Genomic DNA, 21,859 nt, shown 5'->3' with positions numbered 1-21,859 from the left:
TATTTTTTAATTAGACCAATCTAATGATTCTAGGAAATTATAGACGTCTTCGAATACTAATTCTTTCTCTTTGTCTATCGTAATGACATGTCCAGAATTTGCATACCATTTAATATCTTTATCATCAGATTCGCTCTCATTGTATATAATGTTTGCAGAATCTGTATTAATCATTTGGTCTTGTTCTGCTTGAATAACCAATAACGGATCCATCACTTCATCAATGTGTTCTCTTACATCTTCAATTTGACCTTGTAACTCTTTTAAAGTATCTGTGGGTTTGAAATTATCCATTTCTTTTTGAATTGTTGCTTCATCTTTACCTTCATACTTTTTAAAATTACGGGCATATTCTAAAACACCTTCAAACATAGCGCCCTCAGTCTTAATATACATAGGAGAGCACATAGTTATAATACCCTTTACATCTCTGTTTAAGCTTAATTTTAAAGCATAGCAGCCACCGAGTGACAAACCAGCTACAACTATTTCATCATAACCTTTTTCCACTAAAAAATCATAGCCATCTAAGGCATCTTTTAACCATACAAAAGGACTTGATTTTAAAATTTCTTCTGGTGGTGCTGCATGACCTTCATATTGAGGTGCGTAAGATGTATAACCTTTTTTCTGTAAGAAACGACCTAATTGTCTTACATCTGAGGAATTTCCTGTAAAACCATGCAACAACAACACTGCTCTATTCCCTTCTTCAAAAAAGAATGGCTCTGGTAGTTTCATCTGCATTGTATTCAATCCTTTCGTTTATGCTTTTAATTACAATATTACTATATTTATCTATGCTTGAATAATTTACTATTCATTTAATATCCAACATATCTATTATAAATAAAAAAGCCCGACTTTAACATTGTCGGACCTTATAAACCAAAATAACTTATGCCTAACATTAATAAGAAGAAAATGATAGACAATACAATTGTTAATCTATGCAAGAATAAATCAATACCGCGTTGCTTTTGTTTACCAAATAACTGTTCGGCGCCACCACTGATTGCACCTGATAGTCCATTACTTTTACCTTCTTGGAGTAACACAACAGTTACTAATGCAATACAATCTAAAATCAAAAGTACTATTACTAATGTATGCATGAAAATTGTCCTCCATTCATCATATACGAAACGCATTATATCATACGTTCGTTGTCTTTAGCAAACTTCTATCTATTGAACGTACTCTTACGTACTATTGAAACGATTAACATATATACGCCGAGTACAAATGACATCACTAATACTAATGTTAGTGGCAATAAGTTTAAACTAGTTTTCACATCTAAAATTGCACGATAAACTGCACTAATATTAATTATATTATATAAAATTTGTGATGCAAAGACTGCAAACATGAACCACCATAAATAGCTGTGTCGATTCCAAATTGCAAAAATACCAGCTAAGTTAGCTAAGATATACATAATACCTGTAAACTGAAAACTATTTTTAATTGTACCAACAGCGTTTTCTGATGTTTTTTGGCCACTATTAGATAGCAATTGTTTTATAACACTATCATCTAACACTAAAAATAAATGTATAGCATAAAGTATAGCAATGATTAACGAACTATATGCTATCATGTGTGCCGTCTTAATTTCTTTTGACTTCGGTTTTACATCCATAATGAGTTAAGACTCCTTCTATAATTTACACTTACAATTATATCAGTTTCATAGTGAAAGATGAACAATTTAAGTAAATAAGTAAACTAAAATAATAAGCACTAGTAATACTTTTTTACTTTTGATATCACATAGATATAAATAGACAAACGTTCATCTATTTATATCTGTAAACATTACGCACAAAAGGGCCTGAGTGTCTGAGGCTTTGAGCTTATACTATATTAATAATTAAGATTTAGATCAAAACAAATCCTTCCACTGTTTACAATAGGCTTGCTATTGCATAAGTCCTACTTGCTCAATTTTCAATTGAACAAGTACTTTTGATGTTTACAATAGCTTTGCTATTGCATAAGCCCCACTAACTCAATAAATTGAGAAGTGGGGCTTTAAAAAACACGCAAGTCATTATGACTTGCGTGTTAGCGCGTGAACTCTTAAATTTTAAAGCTGTATTATTTAGATAAGTTATAGAAAGATTTAAGTCCGTCAAACTTACCTGTTTCGTATAATTCATCTTCAATACGTAATAATTGGTTGTATTTAGCAATACGGTCAGTTCTTGATAATGAACCAGTTTTGATTTGGCCAGCGTTAGTTGCAACAGCAATGTCAGAAATTGTAGTATCTTCTGTTTCACCTGAACGGTGAGATACAACTGCAGTGTAACCAGCTTTTTGAGCCATTTCAATAGCGTCAAATGTTTCTGTTAATGTACCAATTTGGTTAACTTTGATTAAGATTGAGTTACCGATACCTTTTTCGATACCTTCAGATAATTTAACTGTGTTAGTAACAAATAAATCGTCACCAACTAATTGTACTTTGTCACCGATACGATCTGTTAATACTTTCCAGCCGTCCCAGTCATTTTCATCCATACCATCTTCAATAGTGATAATTGGATATTTATTAACTAATTCCTCTAAGTAGTCAACTTGTTCTTCAGCAGTACGTTTCGCACCATTTTCACCTTCGAATTTAGCGTAATTATAAACGCCATCTTCAAAGAATTCTGAAGAAGCACAGTCAAAGCCTAAGAATACATCTTTACCTGGCTCTAAACCAACTGCTTTAATCGCTTCTAAGATTGTTTCCACAGCATCTTCCGTACCTTCAAATTTAGGAGCAAAGCCACCTTCGTCGCCTACTGCTGTTTCTAAACCACGGTCTTTAAGGATTGATTTTAAGTTGTGGAAGATTTCAGTTCCCCAACGTAATGATTCTTTAAATGTTTCTGCACCTACAGGCAATACCATAAACTCTTGGAATGCGATAGGAGCGTCTGAGTGAGAACCACCATTAACGATGTTCATCATTGGTACTGGTAATTGTTTACCATTAAATCCACCTAAATATTTGTAAAGTGGTTGTCCAAGTAAATCAGCTGCTGCACGTGCTACTGCAATAGAAACACCAAGAATAGCGTTAGCACCTAATTTACCTTTGTTTTCAGTACCGTCTAATTGGATCATCATTTTATCGATTGATACTTGTTCTAATACTGAAAATTCACCTTCGATAAGTTCTGGTGCGATAATTTCGTTAACATTGTCAACTGCTTTAGTAACACCTTTACCTAAGTAACGTGATTTATCACCGTCACGTAATTCTACTGCTTCATGTTCACCAGTAGATGCACCTGATGGAACTAATGCGCGACCAAAAGCGCCGCTTTCTGTTAATACTTCTACTTCAACTGTTGGGTTACCACGTGAGTCAAGGACTTCGCGAGCGTAAACATCTGTAATAATTGGCATGTTTATAATCTCCTTTATAAATAAGTAGTTTAGAAATATTAAATTTCATCTTCATTATAGCTTTAAATACTATAAATACAAAGTAATTTAATTCTCTTGTGTTGTTTATAAGATGCTACAAATTGTCAGAATAAGAAACGCTTCTATACTAAATTTATAGCACTAGTTTTCACTCAAAATTTTAATTCATTATATTAGCGGTTTATTAATGATTCACCAGTCATATCTTCAGGTTGATTAACATTTAATAAATCTAATAATGTTGGCGCTAAATCACCAAGACGACCTGTTTCACGTAATGTCACACCATCTTTTGTAACAATTACTGGAACTGGATTAGTTGTATGCGTAGTCATAGGTTCATCTTTATCTGTTAATACCATATCTGAATTGCCGTGGTCAGCAGTGATAATCGCATGGCCACCCATTTCAGTTATTTTATCAACAACTTCACCTAAACATTCATCTACGGCTTCAATAGCTTTAATCGTTGGCTCTAACATACCACTATGTCCAACCATATCAGGGTTCGCAAAGTTTAATAAGATTAAATCTAGGTCACCTTTATTTAGTTCTTCGATTAAAGCATCTTTTACTTCATATGCGCTCATTTCTGGTTTAAGGTCATAAGTTGCAACTTTAGGTGAATCAATTAAACGACGACGTTCACCTTCAAATTCATCATTGCGACCGCCACTCATGAAATAAGTTACATGTGGGAATTTTTCTGTCTCAGCAATACGTAATTGCTTCAAACCGTTATCTTGTGCAACTTCACCAATTGTATTAGTTAAATCGACTTTTTCAAAAACAATTTCAGCATCTACGTTGTCATTGTATTTTGTAAATGTTGCATAGAATAAATCTTTGACTTGTTCTACTTTAAACCCGTCAAATGCTTTATCTGTAAACACTTCAGAAAGTTGCCCCGCTCTATCTGGACGGAAGTTATAGAAGATTACTGCATCGCCATCATTAACACCTTCATTTTGGTCTTCAATGATAAATGGTTCTACAAATTCATCTGTTAAATCTTTAGCATAGTTAGCTTCAACGCCAGCTTTTGCTGATTCAAATGTCTCTCCACCAAAATTACGGATAGCATTATATGCTTTTTCTTCTCTATCCCAACGTTTATCACGGTCCATTGCATAATAACGTCCAGATACAGAAGCGAATTGACCGATGCCTAGTTCATTAAATTTAGCTTCAGTTTCTTCTATATATTTTAATGCTGATTTTTGATCAACGTCACGTCCATCTAAAAATGCATGGACGTACACTTTTTCAAGACCTTGCTTTTTAGCTAATTCTAATAAAGCAAAAAGGTGTTGGTAATGACTGTGTACACCGCCGTCTGATAACAGACCAAAAACATGTAGTACTGAATCATTATCTCTAACATGTTTCATAGCGTTGTTTAACACATCATTTTCAAAGAAATCTCCATCTTCAATTGATTTATTGATACGCGTCAAACTTTGATAAACAATACGACCAGCACCAATATTCATATGCCCAACTTCTGAATTACCCATTTGACCGTCAGGTAGTCCCACATCTAAACCACTTGCTTCGATTTGTGTAGTTGGATAGTTACTATAATAACGGTCAAAATTAGGTTTATTAGCTAGTTTTACAGCATTACCGTGCTCGCTCTCTCTGTTTGCAAAACCATCTAAAATAATTAATGCAGTTGGTTGTTTCGCCATATTATTTTGCACCTTCTAACAATTGTACAAAATCATCCACTTTAAGTGATGCACCGCCTACTAAAGCACCATCGATGTCTGATTCTGCCATGTATTCTTCAATGTTGTTAGGTTTAACACTACCACCATATTGAATACGTGTTGCTTCTGCTACAGTTTGGCTAGATAATTCTGAAACTGTTTGTCTTACAAATGCACACATTTCATTTGCATCTTTAGCAGTTGATGATTTACCAGTACCAATAGCCCAAATTGGTTCATATGCGATAACAACTTGTTGTAGTTGTTCTTCAGATAAACCTTCTACTGCTTTCTTAACTTGGTTTCCAACAACTTCATTTGCTTTTCCGCTTTCGCGTTCTTCGTCAGTTTCACCAACACAAATGATTGGAGTCATGCCATGATTAAAGATTGCATGTGCTTTCTTGTTAATTTCTTCATCTGTTTCATGGAAGATTTCACGACGTTCTGAGTGACCGATAACAACATATTTAACACCTAAGTCAGCTAACGCTACTGGAGAAGTTTCACCAGTGAAAGCACCGTTATCTTCGAAATATGCATTTTGTGCACCAATTTGTAAGCCTTGTGCTTTTCCTTCATTAACTAACGTCACTAATGCATCCAATTGGATTGTTGGTGCACAAATAACAGATTCTACTTCTTTAGTATCCGGTAATGTTGGTAATTCATTTACAAAATCTTTAGCTTCTTGTACAGTTTTGTTCATTTTCCAGTTACCTGCGATAATTGGTTTTCTCATTATATTACACTCCTATTAGTAAATTATGATTAAATATTGTCTATATAATCATGGGTTGCTGTTTTTAGTCGTGCGATTATTTGTTAGCAATTGCAACTACGCCTGGTAGTTCTTTGCCTTCAAGATATTCTAATGATGCGCCACCACCAGTTGAGATATGGCTAAAGTCATCCGCATAACCTAATGAAATTGCTGCAGCTGCTGAATCGCCGCCGCCAATAATAGTATTAGCATCTTTCAATTCAGCGATTGCTTCACAAACGCCAATCGTACCTTTAGCAAAGTTGCTTAATTCAAACACACCCATTGGTCCATTCCATACTACTGTATGTGCACCTTGTAAATGTTCTTTGAATAATTCAACCGTTTTCGGTCCAACATCCATTGCTTCTTGGTCAGCTGGGATATTATCTACTGTTACTTCAGTAATTTCTGCATCATTTGAGAATTCTTTAGCGACTTTACAATCAACTGGTAATACGATTTGATCGCCGGCGCGGTCTAATAATTCTTTAGCAAAATCAACTTTATCTTTTTCTAATAAAGATAAGCCAATTTTTTTACCTTGTGCTTTAAAGAATGTGTATGACATACCGCCACCGATAAGTACTTTATCTGCAATTTTCAATAAATTTGTAATAACGCCAATCTTGTCAGAAACTTTTGCGCCACCAAGGATTGCAACTACTGGTTTATCTGGGTTTTCAACTACGCCACCAATATATTTTATTTCTTTTTCCATTAAGAATCCTGCTACTGTTTCTAAGTTAGCTGCAATACCTACATTTGATGCATGTTCACGGTGCGCTGTACCAAAAGCATCATTTACGAATACATCACCAAGTGAAGCCCAGTATTTACCTAATTCAGGATCGTTTTTAGATTCTTTTTTGCCATCTACATCTTCAAAACGTGTATTTTCGACTAACAGTACATCACCTTCATTAAGGTCTTTAACAGATTGTTCTAGCGTTTCACCACGTGTTTCAGGTACAAAAGTAACTGTTTTACCTAATTTTTCTGTTAATGCATCAGCTACTGGTTTTAAAGTTAATTCTGCTTTGTCGCTTTCTTCTTTCACTTTACCTAAATGAGAGAATAATACGACTTTTCCACCTTGTTCAATAATATATTGAATTGTTGGTAATGCTTGAACGATACGGTTATCGTCAGTGATTTCTCCATCTTTCATCGGTACGTTAAAATCAGCACGAACAAGTACAGTTTTACCTTTTAATTCTAAGTCAGTTACAATTTTTTTAGCCATGTAAGCTTCCTCCTCTGAATGGAACAATAAATTAAAATAAGCGGAGAAGCGTTGTGCTCCCCGCTTACTCCTAAGCATATTGTTTAAATTTAACAGCACAACGCGCTTGCTAAATTAATTTTACATCGAATTATTTAGCTTGAGTTGCTAAGTGTTCTAATGTACGAACTAACTGTGAAGTGTAAGACATTTCGTTATCGTACCAAGCTGCTACTTTAACTAATTGACGGTCGCCAACTGTCATTACACGTGTTTGTGTTGCATCGAATAATGAACCGTAAGTCATACCAATTACGTCAGAAGAAACGATTTCATCTTCAGTGTAACCGAATGATTCGTTTGATGCATTTTTCATTGAAGCATTAACGTCTTCAATACTTACATTTTTCTCTAATACAACTGTTAATTCAGTTAAAGAACCAGTAGCTACAGGAACACGTTGCGCTCCACCGTCTAATTTACCATCGATTTCAGGGATTACTAGGCCAATTGCTTTAGCAGCACCAGTTGAGTTAGGAATAATGTTTTCAGCTGCTGCACGCGCACGACGTTTGTCGCCTTTTCTGTGTGGAGCATCTTGTGTGCTTTGGTCACCAGTGTAAGCATGGATTGTAGTCATGAAACCTTCTACTAAACCGAAGTCATCGTTTAATACTTTTGCAACTGGAGCTAATGAGTTAGTAGTACATGAAGCACCTGAAACTACTGTTTCTGAACCATCTAATTCTTGGTGGTTTGTGTTATAAACGATTGTTTTTAAGTCACCAGTAGCTGGAGCAGAGATTAATACTTTTTTAGCACCTGCTTCAATATGAGCTTCTGCTTTTTCTTTATCAGCGAAGAAACCAGTACATTCTAATACAACATCAATGTCTAAGTCTTTCCAAGGTAATTTACTTGGTTCTGGCTCAGAGAATGATTTTACTTCTTGTCCGTTAACACGGAAACCGTCATTTTCAACTTCAACTTCTCCTGTGAAGCGTCCTTGCATAGTGTCATATTTTAATAAATGTGCTAACATTTCGTCATCTGTTAAATCATTTACTGCTACTACGTCAATTCCATCAACGTTTTGAATTCTTCTGAATGCTAAACGACCAATTCTACCAAAACCATTAATTGCTACTTTTACTGCCATTATAATGGCCTCCTTTAATAAATGATATTTAAAAAGTGTTATCACTTTTTATTACTATATGTTTACGATTGCTTTTGCTGCACCTTCATCTGTAATTAATACAGTGTTTTTAGGAGCAATTGAAAGGTAAGCTTTAATTGCTTCTCCTTTTGATTTACCCCCTGCTACAGCAAAAATAAACTTTTTCGACTCAAGATCTTCTAATTGAAGTCCTATCGTTTTTACCTTGTGTACGATATCGCCTTGATCATCGAAATAATATCCAAATGCTTCTCCCGAGGCATTGTGATGTTGAAGTTTTTCTATAACTTCATTAGGTGATTGACGTCTTCGCGCCATCTTCAGCGCATCACCAATGCCATGGATTGTAATATTGGATTGTTTGATTTTTTCTAGTGTCTGGATTACGGAGGGTTCTAACATAAGCGTATTATACGTCGTTTCGCTTACATTATCTGGTACATATAACGTTGTGTAATCACCATTTGTTTGCTGTGCCATACTAGCTGCAATTGTGTTTGCTTGATAAACAACATTTTCACCAAGTCCGCCTCTCGCAGGAACGAAAAACGCATTGTATGGTTGATGATGCATTGCTTCACTAACGTAGGCCATTGTTGAACCACCTGTTACTGCAACAATTGCATTTTCATAAAGTACATCTTCAACGAGTTGTCCTGCCTGACGGGATAATTCAATCTTAACTGTTTGATCAGCGTCTGAATCCCCTGGTATGACATAGACTTCTTTGATTCCATACTGTTCTTTAATAACTTGAGCAAGATGATGGTCATCAGAATAGACATTAAAATAACCATTCAATTGTCTGACCGTTAATTCACCTGCTTCTGTTATTTCCATACCTGTGGGTTTAACTTTAATCAAATCCTGTTTCTTTAGTATGTCCGTTTCAGAACGAAGCACACGTTCAGTCAAATCCATATATTCACTTAAACTACGTCTACCTACGGGTTGATGCTTTGAAATAGTAGTGAGAATCGAGAAACGACGATACATTTTTTCAACAATTTCTGGCACAAGCTTTTGTTGAACTTTTATCAAATCCTTCACTACTATCCTCCTCCGTTTCTTTATAAAGGGTCAAGTTCTAACCATAGATTGACTTTTTCCGTCCCTGGCGGGACAAAAAAATATAACCTCTTATATTTGCAATAATACTACTATCGTTTTGAAATTGCAAGCAAAAATAGTCCTTATCTTATCAACTACATTTACTATTAAAATCAAATATTTTTTATCTGCGTACAGTAACAATTTACCCGCTATATAATTTGTTAATCATCAATACTTAAATTAATTGGATCAATGAGTTTGTCACATTTTCTCTAAATCCGATCACTACACTGAGCAACTCTAATTGAATACTATGTATTAAATCTTTAAAATGAATATATATTAAACAAGTCGAGGAGAGAAACGCATGTCTAACAATAATAATCCAGAAGTTATTGACCCAGATGATCAACGTTATAAGGATAAGGATTACTTTAATAAAAAAAATCAAGACATCCCTACAAACAATCAACATCACTCTTTAAATTACACAAAACATTTCGGCTGTGGTTGTGGCCCCTTAGGGTGTTTTGGTGGTTGTTTTACTTTAATCATTATATTTTCGTTAGTGTCTTACTTACTCAATTTTTTATTTTAAAATTATATTTTCAAAAATGATGATTATAAGTTATGTTTCATCGTTCAACTACTATACTATTAAGTCCTGATTACATGCTTTCCACATAGAATCTACCTTTTAATAATAAACGCTTCTATCTATTTTCTAACATCTCAATTCATTATAATGCTTATATATTCATAACTGTTGTATAGTAACTTAAGCTATGCGACAGTTTATTCTTTATCCTCTCAAAACAACTTAACTTCTTTGAATATTCCCCGCTCTTAGGCAAAATTTTACTAACTAATCAAAAAATACCGTAACATACTTGTAATATTTGTAATCTCATTGTTATAAATATATTACTATAAGATTACAAACAATTCAATTACAAAATTATTAAAAGGAGTTTTAAAAAAATGAAAAAGTTCACAAAAGTTATTTTAGCTGGCGGTATCGCATTGAGCACATTATTAGGGACTACAGTAACACAATTTGCATCACAAAATAATATTGCTGAGGCAGCGACAAAACCTTGGTACGCATACTCTGGTATGACTGGTCAAAATGGTAACTTCATATTAGATACTAATTTTAAAAATGCTGTAAAGCATAATAATGTTAAGCTTAATGGTTACAATATATACGCTGATAATCAAAGCGCTTTAAGTTACCAAAAATATGCAAAAGAAGTTAAAGTACATGACCAAAAAGTAATGAAATTTGCTTCTAACAAAGCAATCCAAGCTAAATTCCCTGTTAAGAAAAACCATATTTCTCAAGAACAATTGGTTAAAGTATGGGGAGAAGGTAAAGTTGTTAATACAGCAAAAGGTCAATCTATTTCATATATTTTAAATGGTAACAATATTAAATTTGATATCCAAAATGGTTACGTGACAGAAGTGACTTTAGGAACAGTTATTTCTAAATAATTAAAAAACTCTAACTAACATTAATTTCTGAAATGATTTTACACAAATAAAGCCGGACTGATTACTTATCAGCCCGGCTTTTCAATATTAACAAATGCATTGATGCATTCTTGTTCAACTGTATTTTAGTCTTCTTCAGATGTTTGTGCGCTTCTATTTGAAGTGCTATTTTGTGACGATCTTTCTTGGGTACTATTTTGAGAGCTGTTTTGTGCGCTTCTTTGACTTGTTTTTTGCTCTGTAGTAGGCTCAGATGTTTTTTCTTCTGTTGATGGTTCTCTTGTTCTTTCTTCAGTAGAAGGCTCCGGTGTTTTTTCTTCTGTCGTTTTTTCTTCTGTCGTACGCTCTTCAGTTGTTCTTTCTTCAGTTGTTGCTTCCTCAGTTGTTGCTTCCTCAGTTGTTGCTTCCTCAGTTGTTGCTTCTTTTGTTTTTTCTGGTTTTTTCTTTTCTTCAGTTGTGCGTTCAGCAGTAGCAGGTTGTTGAGTTCTTTGTTGCGTTTGTTGCGTCTGTTGTGTTTGCTGCGTCTGAGGAGCTTGTTGTGTTTGCTGCGTCTGTTGTGTTTGTTGGGATTCTTCAGTAGATTTTTCTTTCTTTTTCTTCTCTTTTTCTTCTTTTGTTTTCTCTTTTTCTTCTTGTTTCTGATCCGCTAAACGTTCGTTAGCTTTATTGGAATGATCTACAAATGCAAAAATAGCAAATATGAGTCCACCTACTAATAGTAATACAATTACTCCACTAACTATTTTCGCAAAACCACTCATTTTCTTGTTATCTTGGTCATCAAAGTTATTATTTTGATTATGCTTTGGCATATGCTCCCCTCACTTCAATTTATATCATACATTTAAAATTACTGTGTATACGTTCAATATCAAATATATATTTTACACTATTTCATATGCTAATTAAACTTATTAACTAATTTTTTAATCTAGTTGTTATCTTAAAGTCATATATATAGTAAAATACATGTGTATGATAAAATTTTATGATTTACTTTAATACTAATCTAATTTTATCTGCACTTTCAATACTTTAGAGAAAGTAATTCAAAAGATTAGCTTATATCTATTATCATAACAGGATGTGTTCTAAATTGAAAAAACATGAACTCTTTGATGACTTAGATCAACACTCAAAAAATACGAACACTGGTCTTAGACAAATTATGTTGGAAAATGATAATCATAAGACTAGAGAACATTCAAAATCACGTTTTGCATTCACAGTTTTTATTAGTTTAATATTAATTAGTCTTTTAGGCTTTATTTTATTATTTCTGTAGATACAAATATAACTTTCTAACGTATTAATCCTTTGTAAAAGCGTAAATACGTAAAAAGATAGTTACATGCCATTAATTGCGTTAATATAGATTTAGAGGAAGGTATAAATGAAAGATGCTTTTTCAAAACGCTTTTGTTATAACCCCATACCGATAAAATGACTAGCAACGAAATAGAATTATAAAATAGATAAAATCTAATTAACTTCTGCTAATAACGTACTTAAGGCCGAGACACACAGTTATGTCCCAGCCTCGCTACTAAAGGGAGTCAAAATTTTACCTTCGTTAGTATATTATGGGGTATACTCGAAATAATTAAGAGATGATTAATTAATATCGAAGGTACTTTTATTATAAATCGAAACTCCTTTGTTTTAAATACTTCTTAAGGTAAGTAAATGACATATTCTTGAACAATCTTTGAAAAAATTATGACCTTCAAATGCGATGCGATTGTTTCATTTAAAACCATTGCAACATTAGGCATTACTATTTATGAGGTGATAAAATGAAAAACTATTTAATTACAGGTGGCACAGGCATGGTTGGTACACAATTAGTAGAAGCCATTGTCCAAAGTGACGCACATATTACAATTTTAACAAGACAAGATAAAACAACATCACATCCCAAAATCACTTATGTAAATTGGTCAAAATCTGATTGGGAAGCACGAGTACCTGACATAGATATCGTTATCAATCTTGCGGGTGCAAGTTTAAATAAGCGTTGGACTAAAAGCTATAAACAAAAAATTATGGTGAGTCGATTACAATCAACGCAAGCCTTATTTGAATTGTTTGAAGAGCGCGAGCAGAAACCCTCAGTATTCTTCAACGCAAGTGCTGTCGGTTATTACAAACCCGATTTATATCGCACATATACTGAATTATACAAAACGTTACCATTTGATTTCTTATCAGAAGTAGTCTATCAATGGGAGCGTCTTGCTCGTCAATTCGAATCATTAGGTACACGTGTAGTTATAGGTAGATTTGGTATGGTGCTATCTAAAGAAGGCGGTGCCTTACCAATGATGAAACTGCCATATGAATTATACGTTGGTGGTAAGATTGGCACTGGAAGACAGTGGTATTCTTGGATACACATTGACGATTTAACAAGAGCAATTCTTCACACTATTAACACAGAAGAAGCACAAGGCGTATTTAATTTTACTGCACCTATTGTAGAACACCAAAATTTATTTGGTTACACACTGGCGCGCGCAACCCATCGCCCTCATTACACATGGGTACCATCATTAGCACTACGAATTATCTTAGGTCAAATGTCTACAGTTATTCTTGATACGCAAAAAGTTATCCCTAATAAACTACAGGCAATTGACTTTAAATTCAAATATCCAGATTTAAAAATAGCTTTAGAAGATTTAGTACACTAATTGAACAGGACTGAATTTAAAAAATGAAACATGATCGTTTATCACATGTATTACTTTTAATCTCTGGTTTATTACTATTGTTAAATGGTGGCTTTGCATTTGAGAAATCTATACCGATGCTCGTTGTTTCATCCTTTTTAATCATTTCCGGAGTAATTATTACTGTGTTTGCACTAAAACTCTTCTTTAACAGTAAAAGCACTTCAAAAAGTAATACATTCCAAGATTCTTAATATACTTTTTAACTAAAACCAACCAAGTGCTATCTTTGCATTTGATTGGTTTTTTATTTACTTAATTATTATGTTTGGATTTGATTACTATTAATTCTTAAAGAAAGATAATCAATCTTGCAACGGTTAAATTTATAGTGTTCAAGATTACAATGCGCATAAAAAATCCGGAACACCTATTTATGTCCCGGATTGTATGAAATAAGCCATAATTCTATTTGTGGCTTATCTACCAACTTGTAATTTTATGATTCAGGAACCATTACTTGGTCAACTAAACCGTATTCTTTTGCTTCTTCAGCAGACAAGAAGTTATCTCTATCAGTATCTTTTTCAATTTTTTCGATTGATTGACCTGTACGTTCTGCTAAAATTTGATTTAATTTAGCACGTGTTTTAAGAATGTGGTTAGCAGCAATTTCAATTTCTGTAGCTTGACCTTGTGCGCCACCTAATGGTTGGTGAATCATTACTTCTGCGTTTGGAAGTGCAAAACGTTTACCTTTTGCTCCAGCTGCAAGTAAGAATGAACCCATTGACGCAGCCATACCAATACAAATTGTTTGTACGTCTGGTTTGATGTGTTGGATTGTATCATAAATTGCGAAACCAGCAGTTACACTACCACCTGGTGAGTTAATGTAAAGATAGATATCTTTTTCAGCATCTTGCGCTTGTAAGAATAATAATTGAGAAACAATAGAGTTTGCTACATTATCATCGATTTGTGAACCTAACATAATAATACGATCTTTTAATAAACGTGAGTAAATGTCATAGGCACGTTCCCCACGGTTTGTTGTTTCAATTACTGTAGGTATTAAATTCATTAATATTGCCTCCTTATTTCTAATTGATAAACTTATTTTAACTCAAAAGTCAAACATGGTCAAAGAATAACGCTCACTTTTTTTATGAAAGTTAAATTATTCTTATTGACCGGAGCCATTTTGATTTGTACACTAAGATTAATGTGTTTTTTATCCCCTCGTAGTGTAATGGATAACACGTAAGATTCCGGTTCTTAAGATAGGGGTTCGATTCCCTTCGAGGGGACTTATAATTTTTAATTATATACATATAAAATGGGAATACCAAATCGACGGTATTCCCATTTTTATATCTTACTAAATGATAAAACCACAAACTTCTAATATCAGCTCTCCAATCATATAACACGTTCATATAGGGCATAGCCATAGAACGACAGATATTACTTCTTCTGGTTTAGCAAATCTGCCAATTGGCCATTGTTCAATCAACGCATCCATAGTTTCAGTTTTATTACTTAACTCATATTAATAAAAGTACTACCTAACACATCTCGAACATCGTGTATCACTAAAAAGGCATTTTCATCTTCTTCATTTACAAGTTTTTTCACTCTTGTCACTTGTGACTGTGGCACAACGACATAAAGCATATGTGTTTCATTTTTACCATATCCACCTTTACCAGTAAGGATTGTTGAACCTCTACCTGTAAAAGCGTTAATCTTATCGCTAATTGTTTCACTTTTATTTGAAATTACAGTAACTGCTTTTTTAGGGTTAAACCCTTCAATAATAAAGGCCGTTGCTCGTTCAGTAACAAATAACATAATAATTGTAAATAAGACGTTTTCTAACGGTAATACCATTAAAAAAGAAAGCACTACTAATGCATCAAGTATAAAAATACCTTGCGATGTTTTAATCTCTGTATATTTATTTACTATTTTAGCAATAACAGATGTCCCACCAAGCGTACTGCCTGTTGAGATAACTAAACCAGCACCAATACCGATAATAGCGCCACCAAAGACCGAATTAATAACAAAGTTATCGATACCGAGATTAATATTTTCAGTTAAGTGTAAAAAGAAGGACAGAGCAGTATTTGATATTACTGTATAAACAGCAACTGTTTTACTTAAAAATTTCCAACCAATAAAAACAACAATAGTATTTATAATTAGAGAGGTCCATGCAGGCGATAAACCAAAGGCATACAGTAATGAAAGTGATATGCCAACAGTCCCACCATCACCAAGGTTAGAACCAAGTAAAAAGCAATTCACCCCTATAGCGTTAATTAATGTACCGATCAAACAAAATATAATGTTTCTATAATGCTTATTAATAAAATCTAACATGTATGCCCTCCTTATTGTCTAAATTACTTAATTAAACTTCGCCTCGATTCAACCTTAGAATCAAATTTTCTAATCATATAAAAAAGACACCTAAACAAGGTGTCAGTAATTGAAATGATTGCTTTTATAATATATTAGCATAATTATTAAAAAAATATCCAGATATAATTTGTTTATATATAGAAAAATTTTCCACACAGTAAATCGACCTGTTGTTGCACTAAATTACAACTCTATTGATTCGCCACTACGTATTTTATCCGCCATTTCATTTAATTTGCGCAAACGATGGTTCACGCCAGATTTAGATATCTTTCCAGTCGACATCATTTCACCAAGTTCTTTTAACGATACTTCTTGATGTTCTATTCTTAATTTTGCAATTTCACGTAACCTATCCGGTAAATTATCTAATCCTATTTCTTTATCAATGAGATGGATACTCTCAACATGCTTCATTGCAGCACTTACTGTTTTATTTAAATTTGCAGTTTCACAATTAACTAGTCTATTTACAGAATTTCTCATATCACGTACGATGCGTACATCTTCGAATTTTAACAATGCTTGGAAACCACCAATCAAACTAAGAAAGTCTGATATTTTTTCTGCTTCTTTTAAATATGCTATACTCCCCTTTTTCCGTTCAAGATGTTTGGCGTTTAATTCGTATTCATTCATCAATTGTGTAATACCTTCAGAGTGATCTTCGTACAATGAAAATATTTCAAGATGATAAGAAGATGTTTCTGGGTTATTCACTGAACCACCAGCAAGAAAAGCACCTCTTAAATAGCTTCTTTTCATTTCGTCTTCATAAATCATGCCCTCATCAATTTCATGTGTGAAAACACCATTTTTTAAAATACCTAACTCATCTAAAATTTCTCTTGCTCGTGCTTTAATGCGACAAATATATATATTGTTCTTTTTAAGCTTCATTTTCTTTCTTACTAGTAATTCTACTTCAACATTAAATACTTTTTTGATTAGTGAATAGATACGTCTAGCTGTTGTAGCATTTTCAGTTTGGATGTTGATAACAAATTGCTGATTGGATAGACTGAGTGCACCATTCATTCGAATAAGGGCACTGAGCTCTGCTTTTGCATTCTCTTCATCTACTTCTATTCTTGTTAGTTCATTCTTCATATCGGATGCAAAGCTCATTACAATCAGTCCCTTCTTAACTTTATAGTCTCACCTAATGTTTTTCTTCATTTTCTTTTTTGCGTGTAAATTCAATTGTCTCTGTTTCTTGCATAGCAATTTCATATATCATCTTTGAAAGAACATCTGTATTATGCCGTACATAATTTTCAGTAGAAACTTCAACCAAGTTTGGATGTGTAAAAACTTTAATACCTTGCGCTTCCATTTTAGTTATATCACATTGCACAGGTTCTGCATTATCTTCTCTATAACGTTCTACTACATCCCCATGAAAGGCTTGCGTACTACAAATAGCGTAGTCAATACAATTATTTCCTATGTGATCATGTATTGCTTTGACGTGGTCGAGTGCTGTGTAATGATTTGTTTCCCCAGGTTGTGTCATAACATTCGACACATATAGTTTAGGCACGTCAACTTTAAGTAATGCTTCAGAGATACCTTTAACACACAGATTAGATATAACACTCGTATATAGTGAGCCTGGACCTAATACAATTAGATCCGCTTCCTCAATAGCTTCCACAGCTTCTTCCATTGGTTCTACATCCTCTGGCTCTAAAAATACACGTTCTATTTTTTTGTTTTTTTTAGGTATTTTAGATTCGCCATAGACAATTTCTCCATCTTCCATCACCGCATTTAATCTTACACTTGTATTTGTTGAAGGTATAACACGCCCTCTAATATTTAGTATTTCACTCAATTCTTTAACTGCATGTCCAAAATCATTATTAATATTTGTAAGTGCAGCAATCAATAAATTACCTAAAGAGTGTCCTTCAACTTGATTTTCTTTAAATCGATATTGAAATAATTGTTCTATTGTCGATTCAGTTTCGCTTAATGCTGAAATTACATTTCGTATATCACCTGGAGCAGGTATATCCATTTCGCTTCTTATCTTCCCAGTACTGCCCCCGTCATCGGCAACTGTTACAATTGTCGTAATATCTATAGGGTAGCCTTTTAAACCTCGTGCTAAAACGGATAAACCAGTACCTCCACCTATAAGTACAAGTTTAATTCTTCTCATCTTTATGCTTCACGCCACTTTCGACATGTGCATCTCTATGATGCACATAAACATTATAGTCAAAACTCTCTTTGAGTTCTGCTCCGATTCGTTTGGCTAATGCGACAGAACGATGTTGTCCACCAGTACACCCAATGGCAATAACAAGTTGAGATTTACCTTCTTTTTTGTAACCTGGAATCATAAATTTTAATAAATCTATTAATTTTTCATAAAAAGTTTCTGTTTCTTTCCACTTCATGACATATTTATAGACTGCTTCATCTTCACCAGTTAACGGTCTCAAATCATCAACATAGTGTGGATTAGGTAAAAATCTTACATCAAACACTAAGTCAGCGTCCATTTGAATACCATGCTTAAAACCAAAACTAGTTACATTTATATTAAAAGTTTGATAGTTACTTTGATTGAAATAATCACCAATACGTTTGCGCAATTCTTTTGGTTTCATTTGTGAAGTATCAATTGTATAGTTTGCCAAGCTTTTAATCTCAGTCAATAGTTCACGTTCTTCTTCAATAGATTCAATTAATGAGCGCTGTCCTCTTTCGTTCAATGGATGTGCACGACGTGTTTCTTTGTATCTGGAAATCAATTTTTCATCAGATGCTTCTAAAAACATCATATCAACGATAACATCTGAATCACCTTTGATTAAATCAATTTCTTTAACAAGTGACTTGAATAATTCTTTACCTCTTAAATCGATTGCAATCGCTACTTTTTGTAAAGAAGGATTACCTTGTCTCATAAGTTCGACGAATTTTGGTAAAAGAATTGGTGGTAAATTATCTACACAAAAATATCCAATGTCTTCTAAGCTCTGTATAACTACAGACTTTCCGGCACCTGACAAACCTGTAACAACTAATAACTCACTTTTCACAATATCTTGTTCTTCCGGTTGCATCTTTTCACACCATCCGTTGTTTATTTATCATAATAATAGTCCAATCGTTACGTTGAATCACCTTTGTATTCATTCTTTAAAGTGATTCATTTATAGCTAATAGTCTTATAGTATCATATACCATTTTACATGAAAAAGGTCGGAGGTAGTAGTCTAAGCATTTGTCAATATGAGATTATTTATATTGAGTGACTTTAATTTTTAAAATTTAATCATGACAACATTTCGACATGTATAATTTTTTATGTAAAAAAAGCTAGAATGTATTCACTTACAATCCACTGTAAGTTTGACATCCTAGCAATAATTGCATAACTGAGGTTCATTCATTGATTCTAATGCCTCAGTTAATTTTTAAATTATGCTTCAATTGTATCTTTAAGGTGTTCAATATATGCAATTGCACTTTGTGCTGCAATACTTCCATCACCTGTGGCAGTTACAATTTGACGTAAGCCTTTTTCACGAACATCGCCTGCTGCATAGATACCAGGAATATTGGTACTCATATCTTCATTAGTCAAGATATAACCAACTTCGTTTGTAATACCTAAATCTTGGAAAGGTACTGTTAATGGTTTCATACCGATATAAATGAATACACCATCTGCATCAAATGTTTGTTCTGCACCATCTTTAGTTGATTCTAAAGTGACAGAACCGACTTTTCCATCTTTTTCATTAATAGTTTTTAACGTATGACTCCAGATAAAATCAATTTTGTCGTTTTTAAATGCGCGATCTTGAAGTATTTTTTGTGCACGTAATTCATCTCTACGGTGAACGATTGTTACACTGTCAGCAAATTTTGTAAGGAATGTTCCTTCTTCAACAGCTGAATCACCACCGCCGATAACAAATAATTTTTTACCTTTAAAGAATGCGCCGTCACAAACTGCACAGTAACTTACACCACGACCGCCAAGTTCTTGTTCACCTGGAACACCAATTTTTTTATATTCTGCACCAGTTGAAATGATAACTGCATGAGCTGTAATTACATTATTACCAAGATTAATTTCTTTATATGATCCTTTATCTTCAATTGATTTAATATCACCATATTGATATTTTGCACCGAATTTTTTCGCGTGTTCAAACATTTTTGTAGATAAGTCTGGACCTGTAACCATTTCAAATCCTGGGAAGTTTTCAACTTCTTCTGTATTCGCCATTTGACCACCAGGCATGCCACGTTCTATCATTACAGTGCTTAAATTTGCACGAGATGCGTAAACTGCAGCAGTCATACCTGCTGGACCTGCACCGATAATTGCAATATCAAAATCCACTTGTTCAGCCATTTAATTGCCTCCTATTTAATAATTCATTATGCGCAGTATATATGATTTCTTGCATTTTATAAACTTATATGCTCACTAAATAATCGATTGTTTTATTTAAACGATATGCTGAGATATTGAACCAGTCTAACACTTGTTGTTTCGTCACTTTAATATCAGTGTTTCGAAAATACATATACACAAATGCCGCTACATAATCATCCACATTAGTTAAGTCTACTTTTTCAGAAATAATTGCTTCCGCTTGATCAATCCATATAATAAATAATTCTTCATTATTTTTCAATGATTCCACATCATAAAGCATTAACAAACCTCTATGAATAAAATCTAACTTATTTAATTTTAAATCTTGTATAAGGTATGTTAAATATAATTTTTCATAATCATTCATAGATTCTAGTACGCCCCAAATTTCTTGGGTCAATAATACTTCTCTTCCCTTTAATTGATTAAGTAAAAAAATGCCATACAATCTATGGTGACTATCGTCATTTAATAATAATGGTAAGATTTGTTGATCAAAGTAAGCTTTACTTTCTTCTATAACCCACGGAGCATGCCCAACGTCTACTTGCGTAATCTCTTGTAGTTTGGACCAAAAATATTTACTATCTTCCAAATTTCCTAAATAGTAATTATTATAACTGAGTGCATTGTACATTTGTATAGAAAGGAATTTTCCTTTTCTATATAGGGGCAGTAGTATCTTTTGTGATGCTTCATATTGTCTTAAATAACATAGAACGATACCTAATTTGAACGATTCGTCATCATTCATCGGCATTACTTTTCCTAAAATTTTTAAGTAACGTTGATATTTCTCTTTATCATTTGTGTTATATAGTAATAACGTATAATGACATAAGGCATGTACATCACTATTATCTTCACTCAATAAGCGTTCAAACATCTCTTTTGCCGTATCATATTCATTTAAATATAAATAACACATTGCTAACAAATTACGTACGACGCGATGTGCTTGTATGTCATCATTTTGATTTAAAATAAAATTCCTTGCTTCTGGTAAACGACCTTGGGAGAATAAATATTGAAAAATGAGTTGTATGGCAAATAGTTGGCTTTCTGTTTCAATTTTTTCAGCAGAATGGTAGGAAACTTCAAACATCTCTTCAAGTTCATCTCTATAATCTTCATCGTCAGACATTGTAATATAATTGATTCCAAATAGGAATGCTTTATTGGCTTCATTCATCGTAATATTAAGTTGGCTAAGTTGGAAATAGCTTTCTTCCACAAATTCATCTTGCGCTATACTTTCATAAAAAAGATGTTCCGCCTTATTACCTAGTCCTATATTTACTAGACATTCCGAATATTTTACTTTTGTATCAAAATCTTGAGGTGACATTTCAAGCACTTTTCTATAATATTCTGCAGCCTTTTTATAATCTTGTTGGTGAAATTTTTGCTCACCTAATTTTTTATAAAATTGACTATCTAACTTCATCGGTATTACATTGTCGTTATGCGCCATCCATGATCACCTC

22 protein-coding genes and 1 tRNA gene are annotated in these 21,859 nt (G+C 33.4%); 6 read left to right on the top strand and 17 right to left on the bottom strand.

Translation table 11 applies throughout. The annotated features are described in order from the left end of the window. Positions 1–6: 6 nt before the first annotated feature. The 9 genes from J5E45_RS11180 to J5E45_RS11140 form a co-directional block, all read right to left on the bottom strand. A complete protein-coding gene (locus tag J5E45_RS11180) occupies positions 7–747 on the bottom strand; it encodes an alpha/beta hydrolase (RefSeq protein WP_101050334.1) in 741 nt (246 codons plus the stop codon). Positions 748–881: 134 nt separating this feature from the next. Next, positions 882–1,115, bottom strand: coding sequence for a preprotein translocase subunit SecG (secG, locus tag J5E45_RS11175; RefSeq protein ID WP_039068652.1), 234 nt, complete (start codon positions 1,113–1,115; stop codon positions 882–884). A gap of 68 nt (positions 1,116–1,183) precedes the next feature. After that, on the bottom strand, positions 1,184–1,645 hold the full coding sequence (locus J5E45_RS11170) for a hypothetical protein (RefSeq protein ID WP_208182209.1): 462 nt from the start codon (positions 1,643–1,645) through the stop codon (positions 1,184–1,186). Between the two features lie 458 nt (positions 1,646–2,103). Beyond that, positions 2,104–3,408, bottom strand: coding sequence for a surface-displayed alpha-enolase (eno, locus tag J5E45_RS11165; RefSeq protein WP_069792688.1), 1,305 nt, complete (start codon positions 3,406–3,408; stop codon positions 2,104–2,106). A 194-nt stretch (positions 3,409–3,602) separates the two neighbouring features. Continuing rightward, entirely contained in the window at positions 3,603–5,120 is a 1,518-nt protein-coding gene (gene gpmI, locus J5E45_RS11160) for a 2,3-bisphosphoglycerate-independent phosphoglycerate mutase (protein WP_039068648.1), read from the bottom strand. 1 nt (position 5,121) lies between these two features. Then, positions 5,122–5,883 (bottom strand): triose-phosphate isomerase, encoded by a 762-nt coding sequence (gene tpiA, locus J5E45_RS11155; protein WP_039068647.1) that lies wholly within the window; start codon positions 5,881–5,883, stop codon positions 5,122–5,124. Between the two features lie 76 nt (positions 5,884–5,959). Further along, positions 5,960–7,150: a phosphoglycerate kinase gene (locus tag J5E45_RS11150; RefSeq protein WP_208182208.1), complete on the bottom strand. Its 1,191-nt coding sequence runs from the start codon at positions 7,148–7,150 to the stop codon at positions 5,960–5,962. A gap of 130 nt (positions 7,151–7,280) precedes the next feature. Then, complete coding sequence (gap, locus tag J5E45_RS11145; protein WP_039068645.1) at positions 7,281–8,288, bottom strand: type I glyceraldehyde-3-phosphate dehydrogenase; 1,008 nt, start codon at positions 8,286–8,288, stop codon at positions 7,281–7,283. A gap of 54 nt (positions 8,289–8,342) precedes the next feature. Then, positions 8,343–9,359, bottom strand: coding sequence for a sugar-binding transcriptional regulator (locus tag J5E45_RS11140; RefSeq protein WP_039068644.1), 1,017 nt, complete (start codon positions 9,357–9,359; stop codon positions 8,343–8,345). A gap of 370 nt (positions 9,360–9,729) precedes the next feature. Here J5E45_RS11140 and J5E45_RS11135 point away from each other — a divergent pair, with 370 nt between their 5' ends. Both J5E45_RS11135 and isaB read left to right on the top strand, forming a co-directional pair. Beyond that, positions 9,730–9,960 carry a hypothetical protein gene (locus J5E45_RS11135; protein ID WP_107548601.1) on the top strand — a complete coding sequence of 77 codons (231 nt, stop codon included), beginning with the start codon at positions 9,730–9,732 and terminating at the stop codon, positions 9,958–9,960. 383 nt (positions 9,961–10,343) lie between these two features. Next, positions 10,344–10,859: an immunodominant staphylococcal antigen IsaB family protein gene (gene isaB, locus J5E45_RS11130; protein WP_107548600.1), complete on the top strand. Its 516-nt coding sequence runs from the start codon at positions 10,344–10,346 to the stop codon at positions 10,857–10,859. A gap of 125 nt (positions 10,860–10,984) precedes the next feature. Here the strand turns inward: isaB and J5E45_RS11125 are convergent, their stop codons facing one another. Then, on the bottom strand, positions 10,985–11,671 hold the full coding sequence (locus J5E45_RS11125) for a DUF4887 domain-containing protein (RefSeq protein ID WP_208182206.1): 687 nt from the start codon (positions 11,669–11,671) through the stop codon (positions 10,985–10,987). Positions 11,672–11,955: 284 nt separating this feature from the next. On the opposite strand from J5E45_RS11125, the gene J5E45_RS11120 reads away from it, so the two are divergent. The 3 genes from J5E45_RS11120 to J5E45_RS11110 all read left to right on the top strand — a co-directional run bounded on the left by J5E45_RS11120 (position 11,956) and on the right by J5E45_RS11110 (position 13,785). After that, positions 11,956–12,144, top strand: coding sequence for a hypothetical protein (locus tag J5E45_RS11120; protein ID WP_069792693.1), 189 nt, complete (start codon positions 11,956–11,958; stop codon positions 12,142–12,144). 511 nt (positions 12,145–12,655) lie between these two features. Continuing rightward, positions 12,656–13,552 (top strand): TIGR01777 family oxidoreductase, encoded by an 897-nt coding sequence (locus J5E45_RS11115; RefSeq protein WP_039068640.1) that lies wholly within the window; start codon positions 12,656–12,658, stop codon positions 13,550–13,552. A 23-nt stretch (positions 13,553–13,575) separates the two neighbouring features. Next, entirely contained in the window at positions 13,576–13,785 is a 210-nt protein-coding gene (locus tag J5E45_RS11110) for a hypothetical protein (RefSeq protein WP_039068638.1), read from the top strand. 245 nt (positions 13,786–14,030) lie between these two features. On the opposite strand, the gene clpP is transcribed toward J5E45_RS11110, so the two are convergent. Next, the gene (gene clpP / locus J5E45_RS11105) at positions 14,031–14,615 is read right to left on the bottom strand and encodes an ATP-dependent Clp endopeptidase proteolytic subunit ClpP (RefSeq protein WP_017722486.1); all 585 of its coding nucleotides are present in this window, start codon (positions 14,613–14,615) and stop codon (positions 14,031–14,033) included. A 154-nt stretch (positions 14,616–14,769) separates the two neighbouring features. Here clpP and J5E45_RS11100 point away from each other — a divergent pair. After that, positions 14,770–14,841 (top strand) — tRNA-Arg (locus tag J5E45_RS11100). Between the two features lie 232 nt (positions 14,842–15,073). On the opposite strand, the gene J5E45_RS11095 is transcribed toward J5E45_RS11100, so the two are convergent. From J5E45_RS11095 to J5E45_RS11070, 6 genes are all read right to left on the bottom strand, one after another. Further along, complete coding sequence (locus J5E45_RS11095) at positions 15,074–15,919, bottom strand: YitT family protein (RefSeq protein WP_069792695.1); 846 nt, start codon at positions 15,917–15,919, stop codon at positions 15,074–15,076. Positions 15,920–16,144: 225 nt separating this feature from the next. After that, positions 16,145–17,089, bottom strand: a complete 945-nt coding sequence (gene whiA, locus J5E45_RS11090) for a DNA-binding protein WhiA (RefSeq protein WP_039068636.1) — start codon at positions 17,087–17,089, stop codon at positions 16,145–16,147. A gap of 34 nt (positions 17,090–17,123) precedes the next feature. Further along, positions 17,124–18,128 carry a gluconeogenesis factor YvcK family protein gene (locus tag J5E45_RS11085; RefSeq protein ID WP_101050347.1) on the bottom strand — a complete coding sequence of 335 codons (1,005 nt, stop codon included), beginning with the start codon at positions 18,126–18,128 and terminating at the stop codon, positions 17,124–17,126. Next, the gene (rapZ, locus tag J5E45_RS11080) at positions 18,115–19,041 is read right to left on the bottom strand and encodes an RNase adapter RapZ (RefSeq protein ID WP_039068635.1); all 927 of its coding nucleotides are present in this window, start codon (positions 19,039–19,041) and stop codon (positions 18,115–18,117) included. Before rapZ ends, J5E45_RS11085 begins: the two co-directional genes overlap by 14 nt. 359 nt (positions 19,042–19,400) lie before the next feature. Next, a complete protein-coding gene (gene trxB / locus J5E45_RS11075; protein ID WP_039068634.1) occupies positions 19,401–20,345 on the bottom strand; it encodes a thioredoxin-disulfide reductase in 945 nt (314 codons plus the stop codon). A 64-nt stretch (positions 20,346–20,409) separates the two neighbouring features. Then, positions 20,410–21,846 carry a tetratricopeptide repeat protein gene (locus tag J5E45_RS11070; protein ID WP_039068633.1) on the bottom strand — a complete coding sequence of 479 codons (1,437 nt, stop codon included), beginning with the start codon at positions 21,844–21,846 and terminating at the stop codon, positions 20,410–20,412. Positions 21,847–21,859 lie beyond the last annotated feature (13 nt).

Source organism: Staphylococcus shinii, assembly GCF_017583065.1.
In the GTDB taxonomy this organism is placed as follows: domain Bacteria; phylum Bacillota; class Bacilli; order Staphylococcales; family Staphylococcaceae; genus Staphylococcus; species Staphylococcus shinii.
This window is presented reverse-complemented; position numbering and strand designations above follow the sequence as displayed.

Bases quoted from the DNA above. Each gene is read 5' to 3' on its own strand.
- isaB (WP_107548600.1), top strand. From the start codon at position 10,344: ATGAAAAAGTTCACAAAAGTTATTTTAGCTGGCGGTATCGCATTGAGC.
- J5E45_RS11170 (WP_208182209.1), bottom strand. From the start codon at position 1,645: ATGGATGTAAAACCGAAGTCAAAAGAAATTAAGACGGCACACATGATA.
- whiA (WP_039068636.1), bottom strand. From the start codon at position 17,089: ATGAGCTTTGCATCCGATATGAAGAATGAACTAACAAGAATAGAAGTA.
- trxB (WP_039068634.1), bottom strand. From the start codon at position 20,345: ATGGCTGAACAAGTGGATTTTGATATTGCAATTATCGGTGCAGGTCCA.
- J5E45_RS11070 (WP_039068633.1), bottom strand. From the start codon at position 21,846: ATGGCGCATAACGACAATGTAATACCGATGAAGTTAGATAGTCAATTT.
- gap (WP_039068645.1), bottom strand. From the start codon at position 8,288: ATGGCAGTAAAAGTAGCAATTAATGGTTTTGGTAGAATTGGTCGTTTA.
- gpmI (WP_039068648.1), bottom strand. From the start codon at position 5,120: ATGGCGAAACAACCAACTGCATTAATTATTTTAGATGGTTTTGCAAAC.
- clpP (WP_017722486.1), bottom strand. From the start codon at position 14,615: ATGAATTTAATACCTACAGTAATTGAAACAACAAACCGTGGGGAACGT.
- tpiA (WP_039068647.1), bottom strand. From the start codon at position 5,883: ATGAGAAAACCAATTATCGCAGGTAACTGGAAAATGAACAAAACTGTA.
- J5E45_RS11115 (WP_039068640.1), top strand. From the start codon at position 12,656: ATGAAAAACTATTTAATTACAGGTGGCACAGGCATGGTTGGTACACAA.
- J5E45_RS11180 (WP_101050334.1), bottom strand. From the start codon at position 747: ATGCAGATGAAACTACCAGAGCCATTCTTTTTTGAAGAAGGGAATAGA.
- J5E45_RS11110 (WP_039068638.1), top strand. From the start codon at position 13,576: ATGAAACATGATCGTTTATCACATGTATTACTTTTAATCTCTGGTTTA.
- rapZ (WP_039068635.1), bottom strand. From the start codon at position 19,041: ATGCAACCGGAAGAACAAGATATTGTGAAAAGTGAGTTATTAGTTGTT.
- J5E45_RS11085 (WP_101050347.1), bottom strand. From the start codon at position 18,128: ATGAGAAGAATTAAACTTGTACTTATAGGTGGAGGTACTGGTTTATCC.
- eno (WP_069792688.1), bottom strand. From the start codon at position 3,408: ATGCCAATTATTACAGATGTTTACGCTCGCGAAGTCCTTGACTCACGT.
- J5E45_RS11125 (WP_208182206.1), bottom strand. From the start codon at position 11,671: ATGCCAAAGCATAATCAAAATAATAACTTTGATGACCAAGATAACAAG.
- J5E45_RS11135 (WP_107548601.1), top strand. From the start codon at position 9,730: ATGTCTAACAATAATAATCCAGAAGTTATTGACCCAGATGATCAACGT.
- secG (WP_039068652.1), bottom strand. From the start codon at position 1,115: ATGCATACATTAGTAATAGTACTTTTGATTTTAGATTGTATTGCATTA.
- J5E45_RS11095 (WP_069792695.1), bottom strand. From the start codon at position 15,919: ATGTTAGATTTTATTAATAAGCATTATAGAAACATTATATTTTGTTTG.
- J5E45_RS11150 (WP_208182208.1), bottom strand. From the start codon at position 7,150: ATGGCTAAAAAAATTGTAACTGACTTAGAATTAAAAGGTAAAACTGTA.